We start from the raw sequence: 21,894 nt of genomic DNA, 5'->3' as shown, positions 1-21,894 counted from the left end.
TCGCGATGCGCTTCATCTGATCAGAAGGGCAGATCTTTGAGATAGCCCTGGGCTTGCTGCTGCAACAGGTGATCCGCCAGCACCACCGCCATCATTGCCTCGACGATCGGAACGGCACGCGGCAGGACGCACGGATCGTGGCGCCCGCGCGGCATCAGCTCCGCCGGATTGGCGTTCTTGTCGACAGTGTTCTGCGGCTTCAGAATCGTGGCGACCGGTTTGAATCCGACGCGCAGAAGAATCGGCTCGCCGTTGCTGATTCCGCCTTGGATTCCTCCACTGCGGTTTGTCGTCGTGCCGATGCGTCCGTCCTTGTTGATGAACTCGTCGTTATGTTCCGTTCCGCGCTGGTACGTGCCCTCCAGGCCCGAACCGACTTCGAAGGATTTGCTGGCTGGCAAGGACATCATGGCCTTCGCCAGATCCGCCTCCAGTTTGTCGAAAATCGGATCGCCGAGCCCCGTCGGTACACCGCGCGCAACGACATCGACCGTTCCGCCGACGGAATCGCCCTCCGACTTCACCTTCTGGATCAGATCGATCATGCGCTCCGCGACCGGACCGTCGGGGCACCGCACGATGTTCTGCTCGACCGCTTCCTGCGTGACATCATCGGAATTCACGGCCGCTTCGATATCGGCAACGCGCGAAACCCACGCGACGATTTCGATTCCGTGGTATAGGCTGAGCCACTTCTTTGCGATCGCGCCGGCGGCCACACGGCCGATCGTCTCGCGCGCCGAAGAACGTCCGCCCCCCGCCCAGTTGCGGAGGCCGTACTTCTGGTCGTAGGTGAAGTCCGCGTGCGAGGGCCGATAGAGATCCTTGAAGGACTCGTAATCCGTGCTGCGCGCGTCCTTGTTGCGAACGACGATGGCGATCGGAGTGCCTGTGGTCTTGCCTTCGAACATGCCGGAGAGAATCTCCGCCTGGTCCGTCTCGCCACGGGCGGTTGTGATCTTCGACTGGCCGGGGCGCCGACGATCCAGTTCCGCCTGGATTTCCTCCAGATCGATCGCGATCCCCGAGGGGCAACCATCGACGACCACGCCGACGGCGCCGCCGTGGCTTTCGCCGAACGTCGTGATGCGGAAAAACCGGCCGAAGGTGGAACCCATTGTCGCTCCCGCGCGCGTGAAGTGGCTTCGACGTTCCGCGCCGGGGGGGCGCTGTGTCAACCGGATGGGAGCATAGAAAAGGCCCCAGCGCGAAGCCGGGGCGAATTCTGGAGCCGACGGTCAGATTCGAACTGACGACCTGCTCATTACGAGTGAGCTGCTCTGCCAACTGAGCTACGTCGGCGCTTCAGGGCCCGCAGTCAACTCACAGACCCCCCGGCTGTCAAGCCATCATTGCACGCCATTGGCCATTTTTTCCATGAATTCCCCAATATGCGCGGCCATCCATAGGAATCTCAGCGCGAAATACCCCATGCCTAGACCGCCCAATCCGGATGCCACGGCGAACAGTCGCGGTCCGACCCAACGGCGCGCAAATGCCAGGACGGCCATGAGCGTTCCCACCCACGACAGCGTGCCCGCCCACACCGCCAGCGCCGCCACCAGGACCACCGGAGTCGCCGGCTTGCCCGCGCCGAAGAGCAGACTCGGCAGCGTCGCCCAGAACACCAGCGTCATCGGGTTGGACGCCGTCATCCCGAGGCCGACGAGCCAACTGCGGACGAGCGTGACGCGCTTTGCCGGTGGGGGAGTCTCCCCCGACCCGAGATCGTCCGAGGCGGCGTGTTCGGTTAACGGATCGTGCTCGCCCGGCGCCTCATGCATCTTGTGCCACTCGCGCCATGCCTCGACGAGCGCCATCCACGCCAGCCACCCCATCAGCCCGCCGCCGAGAACGAGGCTCGTCAGCAGAACCGGCTTCTTCTGCAGCGCCGATGCCAGCCCGAAACCTGTCAGGAGCAGGTACATCGTGTCGATCATCGTTGCCCCGACGCCCACCAGGAACCCGGCGAGCAAACGATGGCGCAACGACCGACGAATGATCTCCAGATTCACCGGCCCGATTGGCGCCGCAACGGTCCATCCGATGATGTAGGCTTGCAGCAGTAGCGCGGAAGTAATCAACCGGGGCCTCCAGCCAAGAGTGGCGGCGATTGAAGCGGGATTGCCCCCCAACGGCAAGGGGCAACCTTGGAGTGCGTTACTCTTTGACGGCGGAGTACGTTTCTGATGAATGAGCGGTGACGATTACCGGTACGGATAGGAGGGAGCCCGCAGAATGGCACGGAATGCCAGCCTCACGAATACGAAGGAGCAGACGAATCGCCATCTGATTGCGTTCGCATACATGGCGGCCGCTGTGGCTATCTCGGCGCCTTTGTTGCCGGACGACTTGGCTTGGCTACTCTTGATTGTCGAAGCAATGCTATTCATCTTGGCAGGAATGACCGCATATGCGGCTACGATGAAGTTCGCGAAGATTTCCCAGTGGATTGATTGGCCCGCATGGTGGAAGTCGGATTACCTGGCGACATTGCCGGCCGGCATAGTGGGTGAGGCGATGTTCTTCGCGTGCATGATTCGTCATCCGGATGATGTGGGGATGTCTTACTTGCGCCTGATCCTCTACGGCGTGCCTGTCGCCTTTCATGTCGCGTACGCAATATTCAACTACCCGAAACCTGGATTGATTCCGAAATTCCTGCCGAAGGAGCCAACTCCTTCACAAGTTCGTTCCGTCCAGGAACTGGCACGGACGTGGGGATTCGGGACTCGCTTCCCAGTGTCCGCGGGAGTCGAGAATCTCGCGCTCAGGCAACTCAGCCGGGGCGAGAAGGCGGCTCGCGTATGCTCCCTCGCAGTTTTTGCGATCTCCATCGTGGGACTGATCGTCTGGACGATTGCGGCGACAGTGAATGCTCACCACGTTCCTCAACTCCCTCTCTGAATTGCATTGCCGTATCCAGGCCACATGCGTTCAATGGCCCCCCAGGGAGGCCATGCCTTGTCCGAAGAGCCCACACCGTCTAGCCCGCCCGAGCCGAAGGAACGCCCGCGCACGTCGCCTGTTCGCGTGGCGATTCTATTGCTGATCGGCGTTGTGGCGATTGGCGCCGTGTGGGCCTGGCGCCTCTCGAAGCGTCCCCCCGAAGTCACCCCCGAACACGCGAAGCAAGGCATCGCCCAGGTCGAGGCCGTGCTAGAGAAGATCGATGCCTCGGACTTCGGCCAGACCGAGCGCGGGCAGATTCTGACGGCGCGCCTCCGGAAGTTCATCGCATCCGGCCACCTGAGATTCTCGCCGGACCTGCGAGCCGAATCCATCCTGTGGGACCAGCCGGGTTTGCCGCAGATGATCTACATCGGCGCGATGGAATCGCCGCGCGGGGCAACGTTTCCGAACGCGGAACGTCTCGCGAAACGCCTCTATCACGAAGCCCTGCACGCCGAGCAGAATTCGAAGGTCGTCTGCCTCGAAGAAGAATGCGACGCCTTCACCGCCGCCGAGGAAGCCTCCGCCGCAGTCGCCGGGCGCAAACCGCGCTATCCTGTGCTGCGAGACAACGAGCCCATCTGGGACTGGGTGAACGTGAACTACACAGAGATGTCCTCCAACGAAAACTACCGGCCGGTGGGGCGGAGCCATGATGATCTGGCAGAGAAGGCCGGAGAGCCTTTGCCCCAATGACCGACGCCTCCCTTCAAAGCCTCATCGAAGAGCGTGTGCGCCAGTTGGGTTTCGACTGGTTCGGCATTGCGCGTGCCGAAGCGTTGGAAAGCGAGTTGGCCGAGCTGCGCGAGTTTCTCGACGAAGATCGCCATGGTTCGATGGAGTGGCTGGCGCGCGATCCGGAGCGTCGTGCTGACCCGGAGCGCGTGCTGCCCGAGTGTCGCAGCGTCATTGTACTCGGAATCAACTACCAGCAACCTGACGACATCGAACGGCGCGATGCGCCGCCGGTTGGGAAGATTTCGCGCTATGCACGCGGCCGCGACTATCATCGCGTCTTCGAGAAGCGACTCAAGAAGCTCTGTCGCTTCATCGATCACCATGGCCCCGCGGGGACACAGTCGCGCGCCTATGTCGACTATGGCCCGGTGATGGAGCGCCAATGGGCCCAACGTGCCGGCCTCGGCTTCATCGGCAAGCACACGCTGCTGATCAATCCCGAACAGGGATCGTACTTCTTTCTGGCGGTCGTGCTGTCCACGGTCGAGTTGGAGCCAACGCCGCCGCTTGAATCTTCATGCGGCTGCGGAGATTGCCGCCTTTGCATCGATGCATGCCCAACCGGAGCGATCGAGGCGCCGTGGCGATTCGATGCGCGAAGGTGCCTGTCCTACTTGACGATTGAGCATTCCGGCCCGATCGACGAAGAGCTCTGGTCGCATTTTGCGGGCTGGGTTTTCGGCTGCGATATCTGCCAGGACGTGTGCCCATACAATCGCAAGCGCGCACGCGTCGCGGCAGAAGACGCATTCGCCCCGCGCAAGGCTCCGGCGGGATGGTCGCTCGTTGAAATGCTACAGTTGGATGAAGACAAACTGGACGATGCGATGTGGGGCAATCCATTGAGGCGCGCGGGTCACGAATCGCTCATCCGGAACGCCGCCATCGTCGCCAGCGAACGCGGCGGCGAAGCCGAAGCGCGCGAACTCCAACGCATCGCCGAAGACGCGTCGCAACCGGATTGGCTGCGCGAAACCGCGCGGCAGGCATTTGAGAGGCTGCTCGACTCGCCGCGGGATGCTTGCTAGTCAAACCATCCATAGTGCATCGAACCCAGGTACAGCACAAACATTCCGATGCATCCCAGACAAGCAGCATACGCCAGTGCGCCGAAGATTCGATGCCAGATGCCGTCGTGCTTGAAACTGCGTTCGCCTGCCCGCGCGAAGAGGGCGGCTGGGAGGAGAAAGAATAATACAACGATGGCTTCGCCCATCAGGCTTGGTCCTTCCCTTCTGGAACACATGTCATTTCTTGCTCATCGCAGCATGGGCGTCAAGTCCTTGCGTCCTGTCTGCCCCTGACGCTGATAGAGGCACAGAAATCCTTTACCCCCCGTTGCGCAGCGGGGAGAATCCAGCCGGTCCCGGGATTCAGATACACGCAAGTGCCCAAGATTCGTCGAATTCGGGCAATTGCATTGAATATCCGGCGTCCACGAGGATAGAGATTTCGGTGATTGTTGCGTCCCTGTAAATCGCAGACGATTCCGGCTGCTCGGCCGGGGTCTCCAATGGTGGTGATGCCATGTCAGCTCTCGGCACTGTTCGGTCCATCGAAGAACTCCTCGAAGAGTGGGAGGAGAACTATCGCAACCGCACGTACATGCTGGCGAAGCACACTGCCCTGGATGCCACCGAACGCCATCCGGAGTCCCTGCACGCGCTATACGCCCTCGGGATTACGAATTTGGCCCTGCGCGACGTTCGCGGCGCACAGGAGGTCTTCCAGACGCTGGCCGATAAGCTCACCTCCGGCCAGGGCATTCGCCCGCGCGGCGGCGTATTCAAGAACCTCGGCCCTTGCGTGGCGACTCTGCTCGAGGAACTTGAGAGCAAGCGCCTGCAGTCCGCCCCGAAAGCAGCCTATGCTTGGCTGGCGGATCCGGATTCCATTCGCACGATGCCCGTCGCATTGGCCGGAATCGGCAACAAGCCGCTCGGCCGAGTGACTCCTTTGCCGCCGCGGGCGCTCGGATCGCTCCTCAGCGGCGTGTTGAGCGGCGAGTTGAAAGTCGAACCCGTTCAGCGCGACAGCATGCGGTCCCTGCTTGGCAAAGATCTCAATATTCACATCGAGAAGCCTGGCGAAATCATCATCGATAGATCAAGGGCGCTGGACATCGCGCCGATTATCGAGGGACCTCCACGGCCCCCCATCGCACAAACTCACAAGCCGCCGACATCTCACCATGCGCCGTCGTCCGCGCCCCGATCAACGAGACCGCACTGGCAGGAATCTCCCCCGGAGCCGACACGGGAAGCGCGTCCGCCGCGACCTGTCGGTGGTGCCCCGAAGCCCGCCGCGCCGCCGAAGCCGGCTGCACCCAAGCCCGCCGACAAACCCGTGGATCGTGCCGCCCAGCAGTGGGATCGGTGGGAATCGGAAATTGACGACATGCTGCGTCGAGGAAAGGCGCACGAGGCACTCGGTCGCGTTAACGAGGCGCTGTCGCAGTTCCCGAACAGCTCGCGCCTTGAGGAAGTTCGCGCCCGCGCTCTGGCAAAGGCCGGCCACATCGAAGAGGCCGTAAAGGCCTACGCGGAGACGTATCGCAAAGCCGTTCAGCGTGGCGCAGAAGACCGCGCCAATCGCTCTTACCAGGAGGCGTTCCACCTGGCGAAGGAGAACGGCGATCTGTTGCTGGACCTGGCAGCAATTGTTGGATCGGCCGGCGGTATCGGCTTGGCCATTGCCGCGACCAAGACGGCCGCCGACATCTATCGCCGCCGGAATGATCGCCCCAAATTGCTGAACGCCCTGAAGCGTCTGCACGTGATGGATCCCTCGCACACGCAGGTTGAGGAGGAAATCCGCCGGACAGAGCGCGAGATGGGCATGTCTGCCTCATCGTCCTCGACGCGTTCTTCGTCGCCGCCTCCGCCGCCTCCGGCAATCGGTGGCCAGACTTTCGGACGTGTCTCACCGCCGAAGCGCACGACTTCGCATCAGGATCACAGCGGGCATCTGAATGCCGGCCCGCCGCCGCCACCCACCCGGACGCAGAATGTCGACGATGCGCGCCGCCAACGCGCCGCCCAGACCGACTTCAACATGCCGCCGGTGAAGAAGGAACTGGAGCCGAACCAGATCGGTATCGGGATGGTGATTGCGTCAGTGGTGATTGTCCTGATCACGCTCGGAACCGGAAAGGGATTCCTTGCACTGATCGGTGGCGTGCTGACTCACGCGTACATCAAGGCGACCGGCGAAAAAGCGGGGGAGAAGACCCTGCAGGCCGCCAAGGCCGCGCGGATGATTTGCTGGATCGCCTTCGTGTTGAGCTGGTTCATCCGTTAGCGCCGACCAGGATCGCCTTTCTCCACGATCCGAATCGCCACAGCCGAATGCCGACGTAGACCAACGTAATCGCGTTGCCCAGCAACATCAGCGCGACGATCCAGGCGATCGCGGGCCCCGGTCGGCGTTCCAGCAGAGCAATCCACACGGACACGAACGCGAATCCGAGATAGAGATCGATTGTCTCGACAACGCCCCATGGCTCATCGAGCACTCGCCCGAAGCCCTCGAACAAATTGCTCTGCGCACCCGCCCAAGCAAACGAGCCGAGCAAACCAACCAGCAGAATTCCCACAATGGCGATCGAACCTAACGGGCGTTTCATGGAAGAACCTTTCCGTGCTGAGTAATTGCGTCGAAACAAATTCCCGGCGCCGGGCGCTGCGGTGCAAACGGCGTGCCTGTGGGATCGCGGGGGTGACGACCTATCCGCCAGTTCGTGCGTTTGGGGAATCGAAGCCGCTTTGCTCGGTGGCGGCGGACAGGACCTGCCCCTCGCAGTCGAAGCGGCCCGTATGCGCCAGAAACGCAGAGATATCCCACTCGAGGCGGCAGGGCGCAACCCTCAGCGGGCCAGACCATGAAACTCTTCCATCGCATTGGGCAGACCAATGCCAGGATACGAGGCTCACATCTGCCCTCTTCCGAGAACAGAACGACAAGGGTATTGTGTGCAGGTGTGTGATAACAAATGTAATATTCCACTTGCCCACCAGTGGTCCGCTGCGTACGACAATCCCACTCTGCAAGTGAAGGTTCTCTGGGCTGAGGGGAAAGCATGCCTTTCGAAGAGCCGGTACGAAAGATTCTCAATCTTGCGCGGGGCCAGACGACTCTTCGCGGGTTGGAGCGAGTTCTTCAGAAGATCGCTGAAGATCTTGATACCTACGGATGTGTCCTCTGGGTGCAGCCTCCGCAGGCTCCTGATAATCCGACTTCGAAATCGTTCGGGAGGATGATGGCCAAGTACTTCCGAGGCGGAGAGTCAATACGGCTCTACGAGATTCACGACGCTAATTCTCCATCCCAGGAATGCCTTGATACAGGTAACTTCGTTCCACCAAATGCACCATTTGGTCGACGCGTTTGCAGACTTCTTGATGGGAAGCACCTCGAATGGAGTTGGGCGGCTCCGGTTCTGTTCTCCGGCAATGTTCGAGGGGCCCTCACAGTATACTCCGATATCCCCAAGCCTGATTTTCTCCATGACCATGTCTCCCGACTGAAACTCTATGCTGACATGATTCCTGAACTCCAGCAGGGGATCGAGGATCGTGTGGGACTGGAGTTGCTAGCAAGAATCAACAAGATCATTTCTGATGGTATCAGAGCTGAGCAGGGAGCTTTGATAGATGAGGATACCCGGAATGAAGTTCTTCAGCAGGTCTGTGAGGCGATCTCAGATGTTTTCGACTGCATCGAAACATCGGTGTTCTTCCGGACATCTACGCTTCCTCACCAGCGTTTTGAACAATGCGCGAGTACTTGGCCCACAAAGTCTGATCCTGAGAAAACTACCTATATTCTCGGAGATGGGGAGGAGATTTCCGGGATCACCGAGTGGGTACTTCGAGCAGGCGAGCCCAGGCTCATACCTGATCTTCTGAGGTTGCCAGATCGAATCGCCGGCCAGGAGAAGGACCAGGCTGTCCGCTGGGGGGATTCCCTCGGTATCGCCGAGAGGATCAGGGATATTTTTAAGCTGCAGGATCACGAAGCAACCCCCCCTTTGAGTTGGATGGGTGTTCCAGTTCCGTCTGAGCAATCATCCGGTCCTCGCGAAGATGACCAGATTCCGGTTGTAGGAATCATCAGGTGTTGTTGCTCCAAGAGCGGTCCGTACTACTTCACAGAAGAGAATATGAAGCTACTGGGCCTTGTCGCAGCTCGCATCAGTTCATTCTGGGGACTCTCTCATCGGCAGATACAAGTAATTCAGGAGAATATCCTGTGGAAGAACTCTATCAGGAAAGTGATAGAGTTGAATGCCGAGATTGATCGACGGACAGCCGAAGGGGAATACGAGATTACAACGTTCTACCAAGAGGCTGTCGACTTGGTCTACCAGTCGATCCCACAGGCTCGCGCTGTCTGCATTGAGCTTCTTGATCACGAGCGCTCGGCCACCTACTTCGTGGCTGCCGTCGGCGATGAGGAGTTGTCTGCCCGGATTAAGAAACGCATGGCCGGGATGCACCCCTTCATTGAGGAGAGTGCTACCGGCAAGATAATCCGTGATAGAATCCCTTTGGCTCTTCAGGCGACCGAACCTGATAAATGGAAGCTTTATAAAGGGACGCTCCCCGGAATTTATGGCTGGATCGGTACACCGATACTCATCGAGGGCGAGAAGCGGGCTCTGGGAGTTCTGGCCGTGTCGCTGAGAGAAGCAGGGCTACTGCCGAGCGATAATGTGCATTTGTTACAATTGCTTGCAGCACAGCTTGGCTTGTATACGCGCGTGGCTGAGCGTTCAGCAGAATCTGCCGCGACAAAAGGAGAACTTCGCCGACAGATCGAATTCTTCGACCACATTTCGAAACTCCACCGTCATCAAATCAGAGGCTCTGTGGGGGCCGCGTATGCCTTTGCAAAGCTCCTTTGTGATGATCTGAAGGGGCGGGATGAGGAGCGGGACGCTCGGGTGCTTCGAGGCCAGATTGGAAAGGCAAAGAACGTCACAGAGACGATGCAGTTTCTTCGAGGTCTGTTCGATCGGTCAGAATCTGCCATCCTGCTACCCAAACGGCAGGAATCCATCAACTCAGGTGATCTGCAGAAGCTCGCATTCGAAATCGCAGACAACGAGTGCATTCTTGCGGAACCTGTCAAGGGGCTGAATTTCCACATTGACTCCAAGTCCTTTTCGGAAGGACCGGCGGTGGACCTCCAGGTTCACAGGCCATTCCTAGAGCAAGTGCTGTATTGCCTGTGTGATAACGCATTCAAATACGCAAACGCGAACAGCACCATTCATCTGAAGGCCTCCCTGAAGCGTACCTCAGGGAATTTTATCATTACCGTTTCAAATCAAGGAATACCAATTCAACAGGAGGAATTATCTCGGATATTTAACCAGGGTTTCAGAGGGGCGGCGGCTCGAGCCGCTACAGGAGAGGGGCTTGGGATTGGTCTTTGGATATCCAAGCACATGATGAAGGCAATGGGTGGAGATTTGGAGATCACGCATGACTCTTCAGAATCTCGGACCGATGCCAGGGTAATCATCCCAACACAATAGGAAAGCGAGTTCTGGAGACATGCGCATCATCCACTTGGAAGACGACTATCCGCACAGCGAACTTGTTCGACGAGGTCTCGGGAACGCGTTTCCGGACCTGACCTACTTGCGAATCCTGACAGAGTCGGAGTTCAACGAGAAGATAGCAAGCCTGCTTATCGAGCCACCCGATATTTTCCTCTTGGACATGATGGTCGGTTGGGCAGACCCGACTTCAGGGATTTCCCGCCATGGCGAATGGGGCTTCATGTCGGCCGGGACGAGGGCTGCGAAGTTGATTGGACAGCACAGTTCGGATGTGCCGATCATTATCTACACGGCTCTTGCGGCAGATAGTGAAGAAGATCAATTTGACCTTGGAGAGCTGACCCATCGGCAGGTCATGCTCATGCACAAAGATTTCGACATGGACAAACTCGTCAAGAGCGTCAGGCTGATGATCAAGAGATTCCAGCGTGTGTAGTCGATCATTTTCTGGTCGTTAGCTCCCACAGCTTGAGCTATCGCAGTTTCGTTCACCTTGGGGCTTGTCCGACCCTGCGAGCCCGTAATCTCCCCCGTGCCTCTCCTTCTCACGGTCCAAATTCCCCCGAATGACCCGGCGGGACCGATTTGCACCGCGAAATTAACTGTCGCTTCAGCTTGGGTATTCATTCTGCCGCCTGCGGACCGGGGAATCTTCGGCCCGCCGCAGCAGGATGCGTTCGCATTCGAGCTGGAATGCCACAGAAGGAGACATTATGAGCGAGACAGTCATGACCCCGCTGTTGGAGGCGGAGGAATCACCCCGGACGCTTACCCTGACCAAAGTGCCGGAGGTCACGATCGTTTTCTGGCTGATCAAGATCGCCGCTACGACGTTGGGGGAAACCGGCGGCGACGCCTTGTCGATGTCGCTGAATCTCGGGTACCTGATCAGCACAATCATCTTCGGCGCGATTTTCATCGGTGCCGTGATCGGCCAGATCAAAGCGAAGTCTTTTCGCCCGTACCTCTACTGGTTCACCATCATCGCCACGACAACGGTCGGAACGACTCTGGCCGATTTCGCCACGCGATCGCTGGGAATCGGTTACTTCGGCGGAACGACGATCCTCACGATCTGTCTGCTGGCATCGCTGTTCATCTGGCACCGGGTTATGGGCACGATTTCCGTGAACACAATCGTCTCCGCCAGAGCCGAGATCTTCTACTGGGTCACAATCATGTTCTCCCAGACACTCGGCACAGCCTTGGGCGATTGGACTGCAGACACGGCCGGGATCGGTTTCGTCGGCGGCACGATTCTCTTCAGCGTCTTGCTGGTGATCATCGCTGGAGCCTACTTCTTCAGCTCCGTTTCGCGGGTCACGCTGTTCTGGCTGGCATTCGTGCTGACGCGGCCACTTGGGGCCGTCGTCGGTGATCTCCTCGACAAGCCTCTGAGTGAGGGCGGACTGGAACTCAGTCGCTTCGGCGCATCGGCCGTTCTGCTGAACTTCATCGTTGCATGCATTCTGATCTTCGAGCAACGGCCCGCCAAGCACGCGCACTGATCGTCGGGAGGCAGATTGCCTCCAAACCGACAGAACAACCCTTGTGCCTCACCCCTCGGCCGGGCCAGTCTCCCGCGAGTTTACGGAGATTCTGTCAATGGCTCGGCCACAACGATCGCGAAAGCCCCGCCCCGCGCGCCCGCTTGAAGAAGTGAGGCGCGCGCCGGCGACTTCTCCAGAGCGACCTGCGAAACGGCGCGGATGCCTGGGCATGCTGATGCTTCTGTTCCCGCCTGTGCGCGAGATGTGGGCGCATCGGATGTCGCTTCTCTGGGCGCTCGGATCGGTCGTGCTGCTGTGGATGTGTTATCCGCCGCTGAACGCCTGGCCGCTCGGGTTTGTGGCGTTGGTGCCGTGGTTGTGGAGCCTTCGCCGCACGTCGCCGCGGCTGGCATTCTGGAACTCGTGGCTGTTCGGGGCCGTGCATTTCCTGACGGTGTTCTTCTGGCTACGGTCGCTCGACCAGTTCAACCCGGCCATCTGGCTGGGCATTCCAATGCTGTGCCTTTTCAAGGGGTTCTTCTACGGACTGAACGGCGCCGGGATGGTGTTCTTTGCGCGCCGATTCTCGCCGTGGACGGCACTGGTGGCGGCGGTTTTGTGGTGGGTTGGCTGGGAGTGGTTCCGCTCTGTCGGTCAACTGGGCGTGCCGTACGCACTGCTGGGCTACACGGTTCGCGGCTTCCTGCCGCTGGCGCAGTTGGCGTCGATCGGCGGAATGGTTCTCGTGTCGGCCGTTGTGCTGGCGATGAACCTGGCGCTGATGGAAACGATCGCCGCGGCGAAACAGCGCATGCTGGACGCATGGGTGTTGTCGCGCCTCGCAGTCGCCGTTCTTGTCATCATCGGCGGAGCCGTCTGGGGCAGCCGCGTGATGTCCGCCACAGCCGAAGCCGAAGAGGCCGGCATTCCGATTCGCGTCGCTTTGATTCAACCCAATGTCGAGCAGATGGAGAAAATCTCCAGCTACGCGATCATCGGTTGGCAGGAGATGACGCAGGCGGAACTGCAGGCCGCCGTCGCGAAGATGGAGGCCACGCAGGACAAGCTGACGCTGCAGATGTTCGACATGCTCGACGCGATCGAACCGGACACCGTCGACCTGGTCGTCACGCCGGAATCGGCCTTCACACAGGGGGGCTTCGATCACAGCGAAGCGCTGCAGCGCGAATTGCAACTGCGCGCCGACGAGTTGCGAGCCACGATCATCGTCGGCGCCGACGACACAATCTTTGTCGATCCGGATGGAGAGTACTCAGAAAATCCGTCGCCAATGAGTTCGGAAGAGCACTACGGCGGCCTGTTCGTTTTTCGGCCAGGCGAAACCGAGATGCATCGCGTGGCCGACTACCAGAAGATTCACTTGATGCCGTTTGGCGAGACGGTGCCGTACTTCCACCTGATTCCAGGCCTGCAGGAAAAACTCGTGCAGATTTCAAGTTTCCTGCGCGGCGACAAACATCAGCCACCTGTCTTCATCAAAGTCCCCGCGACTGCCAGTTCTTTCGTCGGCGATCTTCCTCAGGTGCACCTTGGGCCGAACATCTGCTTCGAGGACATGTTCCCCTATCTGCACCGGCGCATGAGCCGCCGTGGCGTCCAGGTCTTTGTGAACATCACCAACGACGCGTGGTACGATCCGACCCTCGGTAGCCGTTATCACTTCCTGCACGTGCCGATGCGATGCGTCGAAACACGCCTGCCGATGATTCGCAGCACGAACTCCGGCGTGTCCGCATTGATCAGTGGTACCGGTGAAGTCATTGCCCGGGCAGAGCGCCGGGAGCCCGCCACGCTGATCGGCACGATCTCCGTCCCCATCGATCCGAAGCCGACGATCTACGCACGGCTGGGCGACTGGTTCGGTCTGCTCGCATGGTTCGCGTCACTAATCATGTGGACATGGCTGCTGTGGAACCGCGAGCGCCGGGCGTAGCGCATTAGGTTTGGTCTCTGGCAACCGCGATACGTTCATAGGCAGGCAATGTCGCTCAAGTCACCTCAGGGGACGCATTTCGAGGTGACTTGGACATCCCTGTCCAAGAGTCGTCCTGCGGCCGATCCATCGGCACGCCGCGTCAGCCCTGGTCTTCCGTCTCCAACTCCTTCTTCTCATACGCCTCGAGCATCAAATCGCAGAACACGAGCGATCCCGCCACGGCGGAAATCGGCGGGACGATGAAGATCGCGCAAGGCAGTGCCAGGAATGGCAGGCCGAATCCGATTGAGTAACGCACGTTGTTGCGAAGGAACTTCACCTTCGCGCCCATCGGAATCTCGCGGCGATCCATGGAGTAACTCATCGCGTCGAGCGTCAGGAATTGCGCGGCCAGGATCGTGTTCAGCAGCACGGCGATGATCGATCCCGCGACGGGGATGAACCCCAGCGCCAGAACAAAGATCATCGGCGGCAGTGCGATCGAGACGCGTTTCACGGCCTCGAAGAGGGCGTGCCGAATGCCGGACGAGATCGGCAATTGCGGCGGCATCAGATCGGGGTACAGCGCAAAGCGTTCGCGCTCGACCCATTCGCTGATCTTGTCGTGGAACGGTGCGCTGAGGATAATCGACATCACCAGGAACACAATCAGCGCCACGACGATCAGCACGACGAACAGCAGAAAGCTGGCGGCGCTGCCGAGCGCCGTCATGAACCAGTTCCCATCCTGCGGCAGCGTGCCGGTGATGGGTTCGTAGATGAAGCGGAACACTAGCCAAAGCGTCAGCGGTAATGTGATCAGCAGATTCAGCGCAAACGGGGCCATGCAGAACGCCAGATACTTCGGCCGCGCGACCAGAAACCCGATCGCGCGAAACACCGCACGCGTTCCGTCCTGCAACGAGACCTTCCCCGGCATGGCTGACATTCGCTGCATCGCTGGCTCCTCCCGACGCGAGTGACTTGATGATGTCCGGCGAGGGGGGATGTGTGTCAATGACTGCCGCAGAGATCCGTTGACGGGTGTCCGAGATGATGATTCGATGGATTTCTCAAAGACGACACGAGCCTTTCCATGACCCACACCGACCGCCCGCCAATCCTGAAGCAACTCATCCCGTGGGGTTTGATGATCCTGATCGCGTTCGGGCTGGGGAGCGCTCTCGTGTTGGGAATCTTTGCGGTTACCGGCGGAGAGGAGCTGCCCACGAAGGTTGTGCATCATCAGGTCGGGATGACGAAGCATACCTGTCACACGGCGAATGGGATGCCGGATTATGCGTTCGATTCCGTCACGGAAGCGCAGGCTGCGAATCTCGACTTCCATCCCGCGCCCCCTAATACCGGGCGAGAAGGCAGCGTCGAAGTCTACAGCTTCACCACATTTGCAATCTTCATGTATTACGACGAGAACGACGTGTGCTTCTTCGTTCATGTGGGGACGACGTAGGTGATTGACCGCCAAGTAACCACAACGGACCCACGACGGCAGGCATGGGCGTTCCTCAAAGGACTTCCTTGGCGCTGGATTATCCTCATCTTCTTGTTTATCTTACTCTTCCTCCTCTCTTGGGAGAGTCTCTGCAGCATATCGGAAGTAAAGACAATCTACCTGATCAAGAGTCTGCAGGGTCATGATCACTTCGTTCTTCGATCCCTGCAGAATCCGTGGCGATGGTCTCTCCCTGCACGCCTTTGTCTGTACATGGCGATTTGCGGGATTCTGTGGCCCAAGCCGCTCCCTGATTTCCGATATCACCGGGCTCATGTATTTCGCACGGGCAATATTGGCCTCGTGCTCCGTCTTTTACCTCTGCCTTTGTGCACATATCTCGCCACGCGCTTTCTGGCAATTGCTGTCGACACTGCTCTCCCGCTTGGGATTTGGGGGAGTGGTGTGTGGTCGTCTTTCGATGGATCTAACTACTGGTATCAGATTCTCTGGGAATTCATTGACGCAGTGGTCGAGGGAATCGTGGCGGCAGGACTGTTCTTTGCCATCCAGCGACTGTTTCGAAGAAGACTTCTCATAGCAGCCTTAGCGTTGGCGAGTTCCCTGGTGATCGCGTGGTGGCAGGGGTTGGGGCATGATATCGTCTTCAATTGGAACCTGAGCGTTTCCGGATGGATCCTTTCGCTCATCTACCAAATCCCAAATCTGATCGCATTGGAAGCAACAGCCATTCTTCTGATGGCTATTCCGTCGCGCAGTCGGGGGGCCAAAGCGCTTGAGTCCGCCAAAGGCCCTGAACCAAATGATGAACAGTCCACCCAGGAGAGCCCATGACCTTGCGTCCCGACATTGCTGCGACGTTGATGCGGCTGCATCGCATTGATCGCTCGCGCGGGGCGGCGGGATCGTTGCTGGAGCAGCGGACGCGGGCGATGGCCGGCAGCACTCTGTTGGAAGGCATTCTCTTTGTGGATGAGGGGACGACGTAGGTGATTGACCGCCAAGTAACCACAACGGACCCACGACGGCAGGCATGGGCGTTCATCACAGGACTTCCTTGGCGCTGGATTCTGGTGTCATTGCTCTTCATCATCCTCCTTCTCATCTCCTGGCAAAGCCGTTGTGAGGAGTTCCTTTATGAATTCCAGTTGAGGATGGTAGAGCCTCGCTATTGGGAAGATATCGAGAAGTTGAATCTCATCGACTGGATCTACTGGCGCCACTTCATGCAGTTGTTACTACCCATGGGAATCTGTTGGGTTCTGTGGCCCAAGCCGCTTCCACCCTATCAGCCCCGGAAGGCTCTCGTGTTTCCCACCGGAAACATTCGTGTGTATCTCCGCATCATGCCGGTTCCTGTAATCATCTACGTCATTGCCCGAATGGGTGGAGCCTTCTTGAATACGTTCTTCCCTGTCTGGCCCGAAACTGAATTGCGAATGCACTCAATCACCAGTTTCTCGGACTTCTCGTGGAATCTCTTCGATTTCCTGCTCGATGCAATCCTCGCGTCAGGATTGTTCTTCGCCATCGTGCGCATGTTCCGTCGGAAGATTCTCATTGTTCTTTCTGCGGCCGCAGGGGTTTGGGCCCTCCTTTGGTGGTATGATGTTGGTATGGAAATCTCCTGGATCTGGGCGGGGAAGTTCCCGAACATGGGCTGGCCTGCCTACATCCTCTTCCGCGTTCCAAATCTGATCGCATTGGAAGCAACAGCCATTCTCCTGATGGCTGCGCCGGCGCGTAGTCGGGGGGGCAAAGCGCTTGAGTCCCCTGAAGAGCACGAGCCAAATGATGAACAGTCCACCCAGGAGAGCCCATGACCTTGCGGCCAGACATTGCTGCGACGCTGATGCGGTTGCACCGCAACGATCGCTCGCGCGGGGCGGCGGGGTCGTTGCTGGAGCAGCAGACGCGGGCGATGGCCGGCAGCACTCTGTTGGAAGGCATTCTCTTTGTGGATGAGGGGACAACGTAGGTGATTGATTGGCGAGGAAACACAAAGGACCCACGACGGCAGGCATGGGCCTTCCTCAAAGGACTTCCTTGGCGCTGGATCCTTCTGTGTGCCCTATTCACTCTCCTTCTCTTCATATCCTGGGAAACTCGCTACGTTCGCTTCTGTGACCGCCTCATGTGGTGGATTGTGAATCCTCAATCGGTCGATGACTTTGATGGACTTTACGCAGTCAACTGGTCGTATTGGGGCCAGTTCCTGTACCTCTCCTCATTCATGGGAATCTGTTGGATTCTGTGGCCGAAGCCACTTCCGGCGTATCAACCCAAGAAAGCTCTCGTCTTCCCAACCGGCAATATCCGTATCTGTTTGCGCCTGCTGCCGGCTCCAATTATCCTCTACTTGCTCGCCGGTGTGGGAGGATTGCTACTGGATGACTTCTTCCCCTCTGATTTCGTTCAATCCTATACCTATTCGCCCTTCTTGTGGAACCTCCTCGACTTCCTACTCGAGGGAGTCCTGGTGGCAGGATTGTTCTTCGCCATCGTGCGCATGTTCCGTCGGAAGATTCTCATCGTTCTTTCTGCGGCCGCAGGGGTTTGGGCTCTCCTTTGGTGGTATGATGCCGGACGGGAAATCACTTGGATCTGGTCGCGGAAGTTCCCGAACATGGGTTGGCCTGCCTACATTCTCTATCGTGTCCCAATCCTGATCGCATTAGAAGCAACAGCCATTCTCCTGATGGCTGTGCCATCGCGCAGTCGGGGAGCCAAAGCGCTTGAATCCGCCGAAGACCCTGAACCAAATGATGAACCGCGCGCCAAGGAGACCCCATGACTTTGCGGCCCGACATTGCTGCGACGCTGATGCGGTTGCATCGCAATGATCGCTCGCGCGGGGCGGCGGGATCGTTGCTGGAGCAGCAGACGCGCGCGATGGCGGGTGTGTTCGGGATTCGTGCCTTCGAACTGGGCGCCTCGGCGAAGGAAGGTCGGAAGACCTTCGAGGCCTACCTGCGCGAGCCCGTGCTGATGACCATCACGGAAGAGTCCTCGCCGTTGCTGATGGGATTGCTCGGCATTGGACAGGTCGCGTTTCCCGTTTCCTTTGGCTCAATCCCGGCCGTGCCCAAGGAGGACATCCAGGCAAGCCAATGTCGGCTGCTCTACCCACACCTCCCCCAACAAATTGAGTTTCTGGCTTCTCCGTCCCTGCTTAATCGCGAGCCAGGCCAGCCGTGGAAAGAGGAGTGGCGCCAGGGATCGGATACGATTGGCTATCCCGCAGAGTTCCCCCGAGAGCTCGTGCCGGGCCTGCGGCGGTTGATCGAGTTCGGAGAAGTCGATCCGGACGAGGGAGCGTTGTTCCAGAGCCTTTTCGACACGTCGCAACTGTTGGAGGCTTTGTGCGACGGCGGCACCCTGTCGCAGGGCATCTTCGCGTTCTTGCTCGAGGCGGCATCGACATGCGCGGCGTTCGGCAGCCCGGATCTTGGCGCCGTCTTGTTCCGATTGCTGCACGTCATCGACTGCCTCGGCGAGGGGCAAAAGAACAACCTCGTCGACGCGGTGCTGGAGTGGCTGCCCGCGCTGCAGCGAGTGCCTGAGTTGCGCTTCGGGTACGAGATACTCGGCCGTGCCGCGTCGGAGCGCCAGGTCCTGCACATCATTCGCCCCTCGCTGGAGGGCGATCCGGTGCGACGCGCCTTTGCGGTGCACGGACTTGCTGCCTTCGTACTGCGGCAACCGCGATCCGATTGGCGCCGGAAGGCATCGGAACGCATCCTCGAACATCTCGATGACGATTCGCCGTTGGTCTCGCTGATGGCAGAATTGGCAATCCGCCGGTTCCGTGTAGAAGATCCACGAGAGATCCTCGATCTTCTCGTCGATCCGGCACCACCTCACACGGAGAAATACAAGCCCCAGCCGCGACGCGAAGTGCCTCACCTGCCGTCGTATCGCCGGCAATTGCGCAAATGGCCCGAGAAGCAGTGCAGTCTGATTCAGGCCGGCGTTCGGGAGCGCTTTTTCTTTTCTCGCGCGCTGATTCAGACACGAGCATCGGAACTCATTCGCCCTGAGGCCCCCGGTATTCTCGAATCCGCACCCAAGCACGACCGCCGGAGAATCGTGAACGGCTTCCTGAAAACCCTGATGCCTCTTTGCGGACAGGCGATTGACTCGGAGCCCGTCTGTTTCTTCACAGAGAGACTGGCTTGGCAGAAGCTCTTCGTCGACGGCCTCTGGTCGGAGGCATTGACCTCCGAAGCCATCGCGCGGCAACTCCTCCAGCCCGTTGCCGATCCTTCTCCGCCTCGTACTGAACCCATCGAGAGCTCCTACTTCTTCCATCCACGCTTCAGATACGATGAGCACGGCCGGTTCCTGACGCTCCTGCTGCTTTCTCATCACGAGCAACCCGATTGCCTGTACGATCCGGAGGGAATCTCGCGGGCGGCGTTGCAGGGCATGATCGATCTGGCAGAATCACCCGAATGGCCCGGCGGCATCTTCGATGGGTTGTTCGTGAAGCTCCTGATGGGTCTCTCGATCGGTATGAGCACCGAGGAATTCGATCTCGTGTGCGGCTACGTGTTCGATCGGCTGGAGAAGAAACGTGACCCGGCCAGCCTGTACTGGGCGGCGGAATTGTTGGGATGGAATTCGCCATTTCCGCAAACGCTGGACATGCTGGAGGCGGGGGAGGGCGACGACGAGCAACTGCAGGCGTTCGTCGTGCAGTTCTGCGGTCGCGCCGCTTTCATGGGCGACGATGAGGCGTTCCGCCACCGCGCGCTCGACCGCCTGCGTCACGGCAAGCGCTCGAAGAGCGACCTCGTCTGGAGCAAAGCCGTTGAGGCGCTGCGCTTCCTTGGCATGTGAACTTGCCCGTGGGTCCGTGGACGCCACGGATTTTGCTCTTTCCCCTTTGCGGGCCGCGGGCGTAACTTCGCAAGTGAGTCCGGAAACCCCAGATGTCCTCCCGGATAGGTGCAGGCATGACAAATCGACACGCTTATCCCGTGATCCTGTCCCCCCAGGCGAATCGGGCCGTCCTGCGCCCCTCAGACGGGGGGATGGTTCTGGAGTCGGCGCCGCGCTGGCTGCTTGATGCCGCACGCATCGACCAACAACCGCCATTCACGATCGATCCGAATGAAGAGCGAGAAGCGCTGCAGGTTCTGGAGGGCGTGGCCGGTGACGTGATCGATTCCGGACGTCCGGTTCGCGAATTCCTGACCGACATCGAGATCCCCGGCGGCGATTCCCGAGATGTTCTGATCGACGCGGAACCGGGCGAGTACGACGGTACGCCTTACGTCGAATTGAAGCTCCAGGACGTAACGGAGATTGTTCGCGAGCGCCGTCGTGCAGCCGCGGTCGGGGCGTTTCACGGGATCATCGGCCAATCGCTGCCGATGCTTGACGTTTTTCAGAAGATCGCCATGTACGGCCCGACGGAAGCCCCCGTCATCATCACCGGCGAGACGGGAACGGGAAAGGAACTGGTGGCGCGTGCGCTGCATGATCGAAGCCCACGCGGCGACGGGCCATTTGTGCCGGTGAATTGCTGCGCACTGACGCCGGAGCTTTTCGAAAGCGAACTCTTTGGCCACGAGAAGGGCTCCTTCACCGGCGCCTATCGCGAACACAAAGGCCGTTTTGAACGCGCCGACGGCGGGACGTTGTTCCTCGACGAGATCGGCGACATGCCGCCCATCACGCAGTCGAAGATGTTGCGTGCGCTGGAGGAAGGCGTAATCGAACGCGTTGGTGGAGAGCGCGAGCGCGAGGTCGATGTCCGCGTCGTCGCGGCGACGAATGTGGCGCTGGAGCACGCTGTCGCCACAGGGCGGTTCCGCTCCGATCTCTATCACCGCCTCTCGGTCTTCCGTATTCATCTCCCGCCGCTGCGCGATCGAAAGGGCGATCTCGCGATCCTCGCAGACTCATTCCTCGCGACGTTCAACGAACGCTATCGCCGCAATGTGAAGCGATTCACACCCGAGGCTCTGCGCTTGCTCGAGCAATACCCCTGGCCAGGCAACATCCGCGAACTTCGCAACGTCGTCGAGCGCCTCGTCGTTGAAACCCAAGGCGAAGCGATCGGCGGCAATGCCGTGCAACGATGGATCGATGAACGCGACTTCCTGATGCCGGGCGACTGGTCGGTTGAGACATCCTTCGCGCAACGCGCTCCTATAATTCCCGCGCAGGGACCGCGAATGAGTTGGCCCTCTCTGCCGCCTCCCCAGGAAGCGATCGAATATACCGATTTCACGGAATCGCGCACGGAAGAGCCGTCAGAATTGACTCCGGAGAACATCCGTGAGGCTTTCCGCGCGGCTGGCGGCAATCTGACGCAGGCCGCACGCGATCTCGGCGTGCATAAGTCGACGCTCTATCGGAACATGAAGCAACTCGGCATTTCGCGCGAGGAACTGGAGGAGTTGCTATGAGCAGCCATCTCAGTCGCGACGAGCAAGCGCTCGATGAACTGATTGCGCGCGCGGAAGAGCTTCTTGTCGTTTGTCTTTCCGAGCCCCATCATCCCGGCGGCCTCATGATGGTGGATCGCGTACGGGCGATTTGCGAACCGCAGGCCGGCGTGCAATTGCTTCACCTCGGATTCACGGCCTACCGTCGTTGGGCGCGCCGGCATCGGAGCTTCGGAACGCCGACCGTGTTGATCTTCCACCGAGGAAATCTCGCGCGGCGCTACATCGGTGTGATCGAGGAAGAAACTGTGCGGGCGGCGCTCCAGGAACTCGAGTAG

Annotated in this window: 22 protein-coding genes and 1 tRNA gene; 17 read left to right on the top strand and 6 right to left on the bottom strand. The window is 59.4% G+C overall.

All coding sequences use genetic code 11. From position 1 onward, the window contains the following. Nucleotides 1-20: 20 nt before the first annotated feature. From aroC to KQI84_15205, 3 genes are all read right to left on the bottom strand, one after another. Nucleotides 21-1,118, bottom strand: coding sequence for a chorismate synthase (gene aroC / locus KQI84_15215; GenBank protein ID MCB2156224.1), 1,098 nt, complete (start codon nucleotides 1,116-1,118; stop codon nucleotides 21-23). A 108-nt stretch (nucleotides 1,119-1,226) separates the two neighbouring features. Beyond that, nucleotides 1,227-1,302, bottom strand: a tRNA-Thr gene (locus KQI84_15210). Between the two features lie 47 nt (nucleotides 1,303-1,349). Beyond that, nucleotides 1,350-2,084 (bottom strand): LysE family transporter, encoded by a 735-nt coding sequence (locus KQI84_15205; GenBank protein ID MCB2156223.1) that lies wholly within the window; start codon nucleotides 2,082-2,084, stop codon nucleotides 1,350-1,352. Between the two features lie 154 nt (nucleotides 2,085-2,238). On the opposite strand from KQI84_15205, the gene KQI84_15200 reads away from it, so the two are divergent. From KQI84_15200 to queG, 3 genes are read left to right on the top strand one after another with little or no spacing between them, the layout of a single operon-like run. Next, complete coding sequence (locus tag KQI84_15200; GenBank protein MCB2156222.1) at nucleotides 2,239-2,907, top strand: hypothetical protein; 669 nt, start codon at nucleotides 2,239-2,241, stop codon at nucleotides 2,905-2,907. 57 nt (nucleotides 2,908-2,964) lie between these two features. After that, the gene (locus KQI84_15195) at nucleotides 2,965-3,648 is read left to right on the top strand and encodes a hypothetical protein (protein MCB2156221.1); all 684 of its coding nucleotides are present in this window, start codon (nucleotides 2,965-2,967) and stop codon (nucleotides 3,646-3,648) included. Beyond that, nucleotides 3,645-4,718, top strand: a complete 1,074-nt coding sequence (gene queG, locus KQI84_15190) for a tRNA epoxyqueuosine(34) reductase QueG (GenBank protein MCB2156220.1) — start codon at nucleotides 3,645-3,647, stop codon at nucleotides 4,716-4,718. The genes KQI84_15195 and queG overlap by 4 nt, the downstream gene beginning before the upstream one ends. Here queG and KQI84_15185 read toward each other — a convergent pair. Then, entirely contained in the window at nucleotides 4,715-4,906 is a 192-nt protein-coding gene (locus KQI84_15185) for a hypothetical protein (protein MCB2156219.1), read from the bottom strand. The two genes, queG and KQI84_15185, sit on opposite strands and share 4 nt — an antisense overlap. Before the next feature lie 311 nt (nucleotides 4,907-5,217). Here KQI84_15185 and KQI84_15180 point away from each other — a divergent pair, with 311 nt between their 5' ends. After that, on the top strand, nucleotides 5,218-6,990 hold the full coding sequence (locus tag KQI84_15180) for a hypothetical protein (protein ID MCB2156218.1): 1,773 nt from the start codon (nucleotides 5,218-5,220) through the stop codon (nucleotides 6,988-6,990). Here the strand turns inward: KQI84_15180 and KQI84_15175 are convergent. After that, nucleotides 6,980-7,315, bottom strand: coding sequence for a DUF1475 domain-containing protein (locus KQI84_15175; GenBank protein MCB2156217.1), 336 nt, complete (start codon nucleotides 7,313-7,315; stop codon nucleotides 6,980-6,982). The two genes, KQI84_15180 and KQI84_15175, sit on opposite strands and share 11 nt — an antisense overlap. A 453-nt stretch (nucleotides 7,316-7,768) precedes the next feature. Between KQI84_15175 and KQI84_15170 the strand changes: the two genes are divergently transcribed. The 4 genes from KQI84_15170 to lnt all read left to right on the top strand — a co-directional run bounded on the left by KQI84_15170 (nucleotide 7,769) and on the right by lnt (nucleotide 13,702). Further along, nucleotides 7,769-10,231 carry a GAF domain-containing protein gene (locus KQI84_15170; GenBank protein MCB2156216.1) on the top strand — a complete coding sequence of 821 codons (2,463 nt, stop codon included), beginning with the start codon at nucleotides 7,769-7,771 and terminating at the stop codon, nucleotides 10,229-10,231. A gap of 19 nt (nucleotides 10,232-10,250) precedes the next feature. Further along, on the top strand, nucleotides 10,251-10,694 hold the full coding sequence (locus KQI84_15165) for a hypothetical protein (protein ID MCB2156215.1): 444 nt from the start codon (nucleotides 10,251-10,253) through the stop codon (nucleotides 10,692-10,694). A gap of 292 nt (nucleotides 10,695-10,986) precedes the next feature. Then, on the top strand, nucleotides 10,987-11,766 hold the full coding sequence (locus KQI84_15160) for a hypothetical protein (GenBank protein ID MCB2156214.1): 780 nt from the start codon (nucleotides 10,987-10,989) through the stop codon (nucleotides 11,764-11,766). A 211-nt stretch (nucleotides 11,767-11,977) separates the two neighbouring features. Then, a complete protein-coding gene (gene lnt / locus KQI84_15155) occupies nucleotides 11,978-13,702 on the top strand; it encodes an apolipoprotein N-acyltransferase (protein ID MCB2156213.1) in 1,725 nt (574 codons plus the stop codon). 142 nt (nucleotides 13,703-13,844) lie between these two features. On the opposite strand, the gene KQI84_15150 is transcribed toward lnt, so the two are convergent. Further along, complete coding sequence (locus tag KQI84_15150) at nucleotides 13,845-14,642, bottom strand: EI24 domain-containing protein (protein MCB2156212.1); 798 nt, start codon at nucleotides 14,640-14,642, stop codon at nucleotides 13,845-13,847. A 138-nt stretch (nucleotides 14,643-14,780) separates the two neighbouring features. Between KQI84_15150 and KQI84_15145 the strand changes: the two genes are divergently transcribed. The 9 genes from KQI84_15145 to KQI84_15105 all read left to right on the top strand — a co-directional run bounded on the left by KQI84_15145 (nucleotide 14,781) and on the right by KQI84_15105 (nucleotide 21,894). Continuing rightward, nucleotides 14,781-15,155 (top strand): hypothetical protein, encoded by a 375-nt coding sequence (locus tag KQI84_15145; protein MCB2156211.1) that lies wholly within the window; start codon nucleotides 14,781-14,783, stop codon nucleotides 15,153-15,155. Next, nucleotides 15,156-15,992 carry a hypothetical protein gene (locus tag KQI84_15140; protein MCB2156210.1) on the top strand — a complete coding sequence of 279 codons (837 nt, stop codon included), beginning with the start codon at nucleotides 15,156-15,158 and terminating at the stop codon, nucleotides 15,990-15,992. Continuing rightward, nucleotides 15,989-16,147: a hypothetical protein gene (locus tag KQI84_15135; GenBank protein ID MCB2156209.1), complete on the top strand. Its 159-nt coding sequence runs from the start codon at nucleotides 15,989-15,991 to the stop codon at nucleotides 16,145-16,147. Before KQI84_15140 ends, KQI84_15135 begins: the two co-directional genes overlap by 4 nt. Beyond that, a complete protein-coding gene (locus KQI84_15130) occupies nucleotides 16,148-16,981 on the top strand; it encodes a hypothetical protein (protein ID MCB2156208.1) in 834 nt (277 codons plus the stop codon). Then, nucleotides 16,978-17,136 (top strand): hypothetical protein, encoded by a 159-nt coding sequence (locus KQI84_15125; protein MCB2156207.1) that lies wholly within the window; start codon nucleotides 16,978-16,980, stop codon nucleotides 17,134-17,136. Before KQI84_15130 ends, KQI84_15125 begins: the two co-directional genes overlap by 4 nt. Nucleotides 17,137-17,292: 156 nt before the next feature. After that, nucleotides 17,293-17,952, top strand: a complete 660-nt coding sequence (locus KQI84_15120; protein ID MCB2156206.1) for a hypothetical protein — start codon at nucleotides 17,293-17,295, stop codon at nucleotides 17,950-17,952. Further along, entirely contained in the window at nucleotides 17,949-20,000 is a 2,052-nt protein-coding gene (locus tag KQI84_15115; protein ID MCB2156205.1) for a hypothetical protein, read from the top strand. The genes KQI84_15120 and KQI84_15115 overlap by 4 nt, the downstream gene beginning before the upstream one ends. Nucleotides 20,001-20,116: 116 nt before the next feature. Beyond that, on the top strand, nucleotides 20,117-21,577 hold the full coding sequence (locus tag KQI84_15110; protein MCB2156204.1) for a sigma-54 dependent transcriptional regulator: 1,461 nt from the start codon (nucleotides 20,117-20,119) through the stop codon (nucleotides 21,575-21,577). Further along, entirely contained in the window at nucleotides 21,574-21,894 is a 321-nt protein-coding gene (locus KQI84_15105; protein MCB2156203.1) for a hypothetical protein, read from the top strand. Before KQI84_15110 ends, KQI84_15105 begins: the two co-directional genes overlap by 4 nt.

Source organism: bacterium (genome assembly GCA_020444065.1).
In the GTDB taxonomy this organism is placed as follows: domain Bacteria; phylum Sumerlaeota; class Sumerlaeia; order SLMS01; family JAHLLQ01; genus JAHLLQ01.
The sequence above is the reverse complement of the archived record's forward strand: the minus strand, read 5'-3'. Positions and strand labels throughout refer to the sequence as shown.